At 54.6% G+C, this 8,824-nt stretch carries 9 protein-coding genes and 1 pseudogene; 5 read left to right on the top strand and 5 right to left on the bottom strand.

The genetic code is table 11. From position 1 onward, the window contains the following. Positions 1–445 (top strand): hypothetical protein (locus ACQRAP_RS08385; RefSeq protein WP_427795373.1); only part of this gene is annotated, 445 nt, incomplete at its 5' end. A 565-nt stretch (positions 446–1,010) separates the two neighbouring features. Here ACQRAP_RS08385 and ACQRAP_RS08380 read toward each other — a convergent pair. Genes ACQRAP_RS08380 through ACQRAP_RS08365 form a run of 4 tightly spaced genes read right to left on the bottom strand, consistent with a single transcriptional unit; the run spans position 1,011 to position 3,243 of the window. Further along, on the bottom strand, positions 1,011–1,631 hold the full coding sequence (locus ACQRAP_RS08380; RefSeq protein WP_108726747.1) for a lipoate--protein ligase family protein: 621 nt from the start codon (positions 1,629–1,631) through the stop codon (positions 1,011–1,013). Next, positions 1,631–1,834 (bottom strand): acetyl-CoA carboxylase biotin carboxyl carrier protein subunit, encoded by a 204-nt coding sequence (locus tag ACQRAP_RS08375; protein ID WP_108726748.1) that lies wholly within the window; start codon positions 1,832–1,834, stop codon positions 1,631–1,633. Before ACQRAP_RS08375 ends, ACQRAP_RS08380 begins: the two co-directional genes overlap by 1 nt. An 8-nt stretch (positions 1,835–1,842) precedes the next feature. Continuing rightward, on the bottom strand, positions 1,843–2,178 hold the full coding sequence (locus ACQRAP_RS08370) for a thioredoxin family protein (RefSeq protein WP_368019174.1): 336 nt from the start codon (positions 2,176–2,178) through the stop codon (positions 1,843–1,845). A gap of 48 nt (positions 2,179–2,226) precedes the next feature. Further along, the gene (locus ACQRAP_RS08365) at positions 2,227–3,243 is read right to left on the bottom strand and encodes a permease (protein ID WP_427795372.1); all 1,017 of its coding nucleotides are present in this window, start codon (positions 3,241–3,243) and stop codon (positions 2,227–2,229) included. A 115-nt stretch (positions 3,244–3,358) separates the two neighbouring features. On the opposite strand from ACQRAP_RS08365, the gene ACQRAP_RS08360 reads away from it, so the two are divergent. Next, positions 3,359–3,622, top strand: a complete 264-nt coding sequence (locus ACQRAP_RS08360; RefSeq protein ID WP_427795371.1) for an ArsR/SmtB family transcription factor — start codon at positions 3,359–3,361, stop codon at positions 3,620–3,622. A gap of 564 nt (positions 3,623–4,186) precedes the next feature. Here the strand turns inward: ACQRAP_RS08360 and ACQRAP_RS08355 are convergent. After that, a complete protein-coding gene (locus ACQRAP_RS08355; protein WP_427795370.1) occupies positions 4,187–5,404 on the bottom strand; it encodes an InlB B-repeat-containing protein in 1,218 nt (405 codons plus the stop codon). A 337-nt stretch (positions 5,405–5,741) separates the two neighbouring features. Between ACQRAP_RS08355 and ACQRAP_RS08350 the strand changes: the two genes are divergently transcribed. The 3 genes and pseudogenes from ACQRAP_RS08350 to ACQRAP_RS08340 form a co-directional block, all read left to right on the top strand. Continuing rightward, positions 5,742–7,079: an LPXTG cell wall anchor domain-containing protein gene (locus ACQRAP_RS08350; RefSeq protein ID WP_427795368.1), complete on the top strand. Its 1,338-nt coding sequence runs from the start codon at positions 5,742–5,744 to the stop codon at positions 7,077–7,079. 376 nt (positions 7,080–7,455) lie between these two features. After that, positions 7,456–8,256: an SDR family NAD(P)-dependent oxidoreductase gene (locus ACQRAP_RS08345; RefSeq protein WP_427795367.1), complete on the top strand. Its 801-nt coding sequence runs from the start codon at positions 7,456–7,458 to the stop codon at positions 8,254–8,256. Positions 8,257–8,635: 379 nt separating this feature from the next. Further along, a pseudogene (locus ACQRAP_RS08340) lies at positions 8,636–8,824 on the top strand (hypothetical protein); the annotation flags it as partial.

Raw genomic sequence — 8,824 nt, 5'->3', positions numbered from 1 at the left:
CTCAGGTGCAGCATTGACTAGCGCCAGCCTGGCTTTCGTCGGAGGAGGCTCGCTTGCAGTTGGCGGCATGGGCATGGCTGGCGGAACTGCGATTCTAACAGGCGGAGGCGCGTTGCTTGGCCTCGCGGGATCAGGTGTAACCACGGCGGCGAGCGTTGCCGTGCAATCGTCCGAGTCTTTCGTGCAAAGCGAATGTTCCAAGCTTCTAGCGTTCTGCTCTGAAATCGCCGTCAAGAAATACGGACGCTACGACATCGCCTCTCTAGCGCAACAAGGAATGCAGAACTGCGCAGAGGAGCTACGCGCCGAAATCGAGAAGCTGTCGAATAAGGAAAACGGTCAAGACAAAAAGCTTATCTCCCAAATGAAGAAAAGCTTGAAGTGCATGGAGCGTTGCGAAAAGGCTCTCGAGAAACTGCAAGATTCAAGGAAATTGCTGGATTAGCTCGACCGGGACAAATTGTCCCAATGGGGACATTTGAAACTCATAACCGATTAGCACCAAGCCACTTGCGATTATTCCAAACGAACAATGTCCAAATCATTTTGCAAACGTGCAGGTTGGTGACATCATATGTAAGCCACTTGCGCTAATTGTCCTCCGATGATTGACTGGGGAGATTCTATCAAATGTGTAGCCGCACGGTGCAATGTCGCCTGAAGTCTGCTTAAACGAACATAAGACTGGACCCAAGAACTAGGTGCTATTCGCGACCTCACGTGACCCACGAAAAAGCCTCGGGCACTCCGAAAAACCGTGACCTAAATTTGACCGCATGCCCAAACGTCGATTTTTGAGACTGGGTGTAAATAGGATTCACTAGAACAAACTGCGACAAACTGGGACAAACTGGAGAAAGTTTTCAACTATAGAGTGAAAGTAGCCCGTATAGGCTTTGTGCAATAAGAAAACCCCAGTTTAACTGGGGTTTTCTTATTACGATCGCACCCCCTAGGCTTCTCACGGTCAGGGAGCTGACGGAGGCGCACGTGAAAGAGACCGGCGGAAATCACATCGCACCCAAGGAAACGGAGGCGAGGAGCGCTCTCTCGAGTGCTCCCTGGAACTCGTCAGCTGTCATCTGCGGAACCAAATCCTTGATGTTCCTCACGCGGGCGAAAACAGACCTCATGGCGGTGCCGCAGTACTTCCTCTTGCCGGGGGCAAGCAGGCGATCCATCGCGTCCAGGTCAACATCGAACAACACGCTGCCGTGGAACACGACCAGGTCGCCAGCGTCTTGCCATGCGCATCCGCATACCTTGCGACCGGCGACGTAGACGTCGTTGCGGTCGTTTCGGACGGCCGGCACGCCCAGGGCCATCAGGGCCCGCTCGGGAACCTCCATGGCGCGCGGAAGGAAATCACGCGGCACCGCCATCGAGAATGCCACGCACCCCTCGTCGCGGTAGACCGCCCCGCCGCCGCTTTGCCTCCGGACGATGTCGACACCCAGCTCCTTGGCAAGTGCGGCGTCGACTTCCGCTTCAATGTCTTGGTTGAAGCCCACTGAGACGCAGGGGGCGTCCCGGTGGGTGAAAAGGAAGGGCGTGCCCGTGCGAAGAAGCTCCTGCTCGAAGGCGAGGTTCTCGTAAGCGGTGCGGTAGGGGCTCTTCACGACGTTCAGCATCAGCCCACCGTCGCCAGGAGCTGGCCCTCGGACACCATGCCGCCCTTGCAGGCAATGCCAATCTTTCCAGCGCACGGTGCCACGACCTCCATCGTGCCCTTGCCCTGCTCGAGGGAAGCAACTACTTGCCCGGCCTCCACGGTATCGCCGTCTGCGACCTTCCAGAAAAGTATCGCGTTGCCTCGGGTCGATCTGATCTCCATGGTTCCTCCTACCTCAAGTACGCTGCGACTTCCGCCGGCGTGAGCACCATGCCAGCGGACACGACCTTGCCGTCAACGACCAGCGCAGGCAGGCTCATGGCGCCGTAGCCCATGATGCGGTCCATGTCGGTGATGTACTCAAGCTCCGCCTCGAGCCCCAGCTCGGCGATGGCCGCTTGGGCGTTCTCGTTCAGCTCGTGGCAGCAGCCGGACCCCAGCACCTTCACCTGGCGGGCGCCTCCGCAGCCGCAGGGCTCTGCCTTCATCTGCGGAGCGCCATCATTGCACGCGCAGGGAACGGCGGCCTTCTCTTCCTTCTTCTTTCCGAATCCGAACAATCCCATGACAATTTCTCCTTTCGACGCGCCCGCACCGTGCGGGCTCCTAACCGGTTAGAACAGCGGCTGCAGGAAGTTGAACACGTAGCCGCTTATGCACATGCCGACGATGCACAGCCCCACGAACGTCACCATTAGCTTCGGCTTGATGACGCGGGAGAGCATGGTCAGGCTGGGGATGGACAGCGTGGTGACGCTCATCATGAAGGCCAGCACCGTGCCCAGGCCCGTGCCCTTGTAGTACAGGGCCTCGGCGATGGGGATGGCGCCGAATGTGTCGGCGTAGATAGGCGCGCCGACGAGGGTGGCCAGCACCACGGCGAAGGGGTTGCCGTCGCCCAGGACCAGCTCGATCCACTCGGCGGGGATCCAGTTGTGGATGAAGGCGCCGATTCCCACGCCCAGCAGGATGTACGGGAACACCTTCCTGAACGTGCCCCAGGTCTCCCTGCGGGCATAGGCCAGGCGCTCGGCCACGGTCATGGACAGGAGCTCGGCGTCCGCCGGCGCGTCGCCGCGGACGAAGTCGGCCAGGTGCTCCTCCATGCCCATGCGCTGGATGACGGTGCCGCCGGCGATGGCGATGAGCAGGCCAACCACCGTGTAGGCAACGGCAACGCCCGGGACGAAGATGCTCATGATCAGCACCAGGCTGCCCAGGTCCACCATGGGCGAGCTGATGAGGAAGCTGAAGGTGACGCCCAGGGGCAGGCCCGCGCGGGTGAACCCGATGAACAGCGGGATCGAGCTGCAGCTGCAGAACGGCGTCACCGTTCCCAGCAGTGCTCCCACCACATTTCCCCAGATGCCCTTGAAGCGGCCCATGATCTTGCGGCTGCGCTCGGGCGGGAAGTGGCTCTGGATGTAGCTGATGGCGAAGACGAGCACGCACAGCAGGATGACGATCTTCACCGTGTCATAGATGAAGAAGTGGAGCGTGCCGCCCCACTGGCCCGCTGCGTCAATGCCTAGCGCGCCCAGCAAGGCGGCGATCAGTTCGCTCAGCCACTGCATCTTCAGCACCTGGTCCAAGATGAACGTTCCGATGGATTCCATTGGGACTCCTTTCATATTGATGTATCGATATATATCTATGTTAAGACGACAATATAGGAGTCACATAGATATATGTCAATATATGAATTTGCGTGATATACTGAAGCTGCCAGACAGACAGGAGGAAACCATGGACAACGAGAGCCTCGCGGCGGCGTTCAAGGCGCTGGGCGACCCCACGCGCCTGCGCATCTACCAGGCCATCAAGGACAAGGACGATATCTGCGCGTGCAAGATTCTTGAGCAGATGGACATCACCCAGCCCACCCTTTCCCACCATGTGAAGCAACTCTGCGCCGCCGGGCTGGTCAGCCGCCGCAAGGACGGCCGCTGGATGCACTACTCCGCCAATCGCGAGACGGCAGCCGTCCTTTCCGATTGGATATCCGGTTAGGCCGTGACCCAGCGTGACCCCAGAGAATGACCAAAATTGTATGGATATCCGTGACTCAAATTTGACCCCATGGATTTTCGGCAATTTTTGAGACTGGGTATAAATTGGGCGAACTAAAACAAACTGCGACAAACCGGAGCAAACTGGAGAGAGTTTTTAACTATAGGTTTGCAATTGTCGCTGGTGGCTTGCATGTGATGCCGCTTCAGATCACCTGAAAAGGGGAGGATTTGGCCGCTCTACCCTGCCCTTTTTGCTACTGGGACAAAAATGAAACTCAACACCCTTGAGTTTCATTTGAGTTTCGATTATCAGAGCAGTTTTGTCTCACTTTTGTGCCGTTGAGTATCGCCGTGTATCGCCACGTTCGTTTTCCGTATAAAATACGAGACGACATGGAAATGCCCGCACTTTCGATTCATAGAGTGGGAATAGGAGAAGATTGGGAATAGAATTCCCAATTTTAGTAGGAACAGCGTAATTAGGTACGCGAATGGGAAGGGGAGTCCCGCGGGACTCCCCTCTGTTTAGATCGAGAATTAGAACGGTAACGTCACGTATGCTTTATGCGTGCTTGCATTTGCGATACGCGGCTAACGCGATGCCGACTGCTATCAGGGCTGCTGCACTGAAGCAAAGGGATGCCACGAGTGCCATCTGGTTGTCACCGGTCCGGGGGATTGTTGAGTTGGTGGGAGCGGAGTCGGCATTCTTCTCCCACTGGGCGTACAGGGTGGTGTCCTGGTCTGCGTTCTTCTTGGGGTCGAAGGCCTGCTTGCCTTCCTTGTCGTAGGTCCAGCCTTTGAAGGTATAGCCTTCGGCGGTGGGGTCATCGATAAGGGTGATGGGCTTGCCCTTCTCGGTCTGCTTGGTCACACTGTCGCCGTGGCCGTTCATGTCGAAGGTGACATCGACCATTTCGATGATGGGAGTGGAGGGAGTTTCCCAGACAGCCGTGAAAGTGATGTTTTCTTTAGCTGTGTATTCGCCTTTAAGGGGATCGGTGCCTTCGGAGCCCTTAGGAATCCAGCCAACGAATGAGTAGTCGCCGTCAGTGCCGAGGTCAGGGAGTTCGACGACTTGGCCCTTGTTCACGGTCACGGCTTCAGGTGCGGTCCCGAATTCGGATTCGAAGGAAACGGTGACCTTTTCCTTTTCGGTCCATTTGGCGTAGACGGTCATGCTTGTAGCGGCGGTGCCGTTGAACGAGGTGGTGAGGCTCTCATCGGTGAACCAGCCGCCGAAGTCATAATTCGGGTCTGTGGGCTGGGGCAGGGTGACGGACGTCCCCTTCTTGACCGTAATGGGGTTGATGATCTGGGTTCCGTGGCTGTTCATATTGAAGGTCACGGTGACGGTTTCGTAAAGCTCTGCTTTAGTGAATCGGGTAGTGGGTTTCGAGCCTTTAATGGGAGATGCTGCTTGATTGGTAGGAAGAATATCTTCACCAAAATAGGCGGTTAATACTGATCCATCTTCCGTTGTCAACTCAAGGACAGATGGGTGAATTTTATCTCCGCCGTTATTCGTGATATGGGCCTCCAGGTGATCGCCCGAGCCAGCTACTTTTATTTCAAGCGGAAGGTTCTTTCCACCTGTTTCTGGAACGACATATCCCGGCGTTAGGACTCTATTCCAAGTGGCAATGGGTCCCTCGCCTTCAGCCCAGGCGTAATTCTGGGTGCCGGAGAAGGTGAAAGCGCAAACGCCGACGATGGCTGCGAGCGTGAGGACGAAAACCGTCCGGCGCCTGGCCAAGGTCTCTTTAACCTGTATCTTCATCGTATCCTCCAATTCAAGCGTGCGTTCCCTATTGCAACATTGCATTTCATGTTAACAGAGAATTATTTTCGGGCATGTCCCTTGCTCGGCTCGGGCTTGCTCTGGGCGGGGATGCTTCGCGGTCTTGATGGGGTGGGTGCCTAATTCGAAGGAGGCAGAATCTGGTTTGGTGGTGCAAAAAAGTAACAAATATGATTTATTAGAGAGGTAATTACATTCAAACGACGCATAGCCAACAAAGATTCGGTTATTCTTTACCAAATCGAAAAAACGCAGCAACACACTGTACGTCGTGTTGCGTTTTACGTTGGTTCAATTCGATACGATTGGAGCATACATGAGCTTCATGGATGCCAAATTCTCCAAATGGGGAGAGGTCGAAACTGCAGTTCTCTCCCAATCGCTTGCGAAAAGATTTGCGAGGGTGATGCTGGCGGCAGTGCTGGCAGCATCTTTTCTGCCCGTCGCAGCTTTCGCTGATGAGGGCGGGGCGGTAAGCGATCCCGTTGGCAATGCATTCAAAGGCCCTGATAAGATTCAGTACGGCGTTGCTGCACAATATACCAATATGACATCAAGGTCTGAATATAAATGGGATTATATTCGTGACAATGACGGTGGAGATGTCACAATCTCGTATCTTGATAATCTTTATCCTAATCACAAGACCGTTTCTGTAATGGGAACTCAAGTCGGCCACGTGACCTTGGTGGTTTCGGGAGGTGATGTGGATGAGGAACGATTCGAAATCGAGATTACAAAGCGTAACGTAACTCTTAAGTCCACAAACGTCTCAAAAACCTATGACGGCGAACCTCTTGCCTGTCCCGTATCAGTTGATCCTGGTTTTGCTACGTTTGACGATGTTTATTGCATATCGACTAGTTCTCGGACCAATGTTGGCATAACGAATAATAATACGTTTGAGATAATATTTATTAAGGGTAGTCCCGACTCTTACAATATTACCAAGTTTGAAACAGGTATAGTGGAGATCACACCACGTGTGGTCACCCTGACCTCCGCGAGTGGTTCGAAGGAGTACGACGGCGAGCCCCTGACCAATCACAAGGTCACCGTTGGGGAGGCTGCCCGGGATACTGGTTGGGTCGATGGCCAAGGTGCCACCTATTCTTTCACCGGCTCGCAGAAGATCGTCGGCTCCTCTGAGAATGCATTCGAATGCATCCCCAACGAGGGAACCAATCTGGACAACTATCAGATCAACAAGACGTACGGAACCCTGACCGTTACCGACCGTAGCGAGAAGTACCAGATCACCCTCACTCCTAACTCCAAGTCCGTGGCCTACGACGGCACCGAGAAGTCCGTATCCGGTTTCGAGACCCTGGAGTTCCATATCAATGGTCAGACCTTCTACGTTTCCGGCGTTGAGGCTTCTGCAACGGGCACCGATGCAGGCGAGTACCCTGTAACGAAAAGCGGTCAGGCGGTCGTGACCGATGCCGAGGGCAACGATGTGACCGACCAGTTCATCGTGAACATCGACGATGCCAAGCTGACCATCGTCGGGGTCGACTCCGATAAGTCTGCATCCAATCTCCCTCACACCGGCGATAGCGCCGCCCTCTATGCAATGGGCATCTGCGGCGTTGCGATCGCTGCCGGTGCTGGGGCGCTCTTCACGTTCAGAAAGCGCAACAACTATAAATAAGCACGGATACCATTGGTGCAGCTCCATTGAAATGAAGCGCTAAGATAATCAGCAAAGGGGCCTTCCCGTCTGGGAAGGCCCCAACTTTGTGCGCGAGCATGGCATGTCAGAGAGCAAGCGTTTTGTTGAGGGAGTAAATTGTTTGCCAGCAGCCTCTGACCATGCTAAATCTGTCTACTATTCAAACAGAAAAACGAGCAGCTCAACATATTTTCCTGCAGAAAAGAATACGGCAGTGCACGCAACGCGGCCGGCCCCTTCCCTTCCTGCCGAAATCCCCACGACTGCCATCCGCTTTTTCTATGCAAATATTCACAAAAACGCGAAAAAGGAATAAAAATACCTTATCGATTATTTGAACGAGAAAGGGAACACAATGGGTAGACTCGAAGGCAAAGTTGCTATCGTAACGGGCTCCACCAGCGGCATTGGCATCGGTATCGCAAAGGTATACGCAGCCGAGGGCGCGACGGTTGTTATTAGTGGTCGTCGTGCCGAAAAAGGCCAAGTTGTAGTTGATCAAATTGTTGAAGCAGGCGGCAAGGCAAGCTTCCACTATTTCGACATTACCGAACCAGCAAGCATCGAAGCGCTTATTGCAGACACTGTAGAGCAATACGGCAAGCTCGATATTTTGGTAAACAATGCAGCAAACGTTGCCCTCAAGGACGGTCGTGTTGACGAGCTCACCCTTGAAATGTGGGACGCTATTTTGGAAAGCGACCTGCGCGGCACCTTCTATGCAACGAAGTGCGCTATCCCCTACATGAAAGAAATTGGTGGCGGCGCAATCGTAAACATTGGCTCTATGGCATCATGTGCAGGCGACTTAGGTTCTACCGCTTATGCATGCGCCAAGGCGGGCGTAGACATCTTCACGCAATACGTTGCCTTGCAATACGGCAAAGACAACATCCGCTGCAATTGCATCCGTCCAGGCTTGATTGTTACGCCAGAAAACGAGGCGAAGGTTCCTCAGATGCTCAAAGATATCTTCTTGGGTAGCATCATGGTTAACCGCTACGGTTGCCCAGAAGACATTGCTCATGCAGCCGTATATTTTGGCTCCGATGAAAGTGTCTACACCACGGGACAGATTATCAACGTTGACGGCGGCATGAATTCGCACGCTCCAACCGTTGCTCAGTTCCGCCAGATGAATTCCCGCACGTGGTAATTCGCACAGGCGAATAGACCAGTATGAAAGCGCGAACGCGAGAATGCGGAAAGCGTGAACGCATGAACGCATGAACGTGCTAGAGTGTGAAAGCGCGAAGGTGCGCATGACTGAATGCGCGAAAGCACACCACGCACGCAAAAGATTTCTTGCAGATAGAATTTACATGGCCACCCTTTGCGGGTGGCCATGTTTTTTGTGCAGGCAATCTGATGGCTAAGGCTTATAGGACAAAACGTGTGTCCTGTTGGGGGGCATCGGCGCAGGTCGATGCCCCTTTTTTAACCGCTCGGACAGAATGTGTGTCCGGTTGCCTATCGTTCCCGCAGGCAGATAAACTTTTCCGGAACCGTTAAAAACCCTTTCGGAAGAGGTGCCCATGAAGACCGTCTATTGCCCCTGCTGCGGCGGGCGGGCCTTCAGGAGCAGGACGGCCGAGTTCCGGGAGGTCTGGCCCACGCTCGCCCCCGACGGCGGGTTCGCCAAGGCCGTGCGCGAGACCTGGCCGCAAACCATGGTCCAGCGCTGCCTTTGGCATGCTTTCTCCCAGGTGAACAGGCACATGACT

This window comes from Collinsella sp. SGI.180 (assembly GCF_050313455.1).
GTDB lineage: Bacteria > Actinomycetota > Coriobacteriia > Coriobacteriales > Coriobacteriaceae > Collinsella.
The sequence above is the reverse complement of the archived record's forward strand: the minus strand, read 5'-3'. Positions and strand labels throughout refer to the sequence as shown.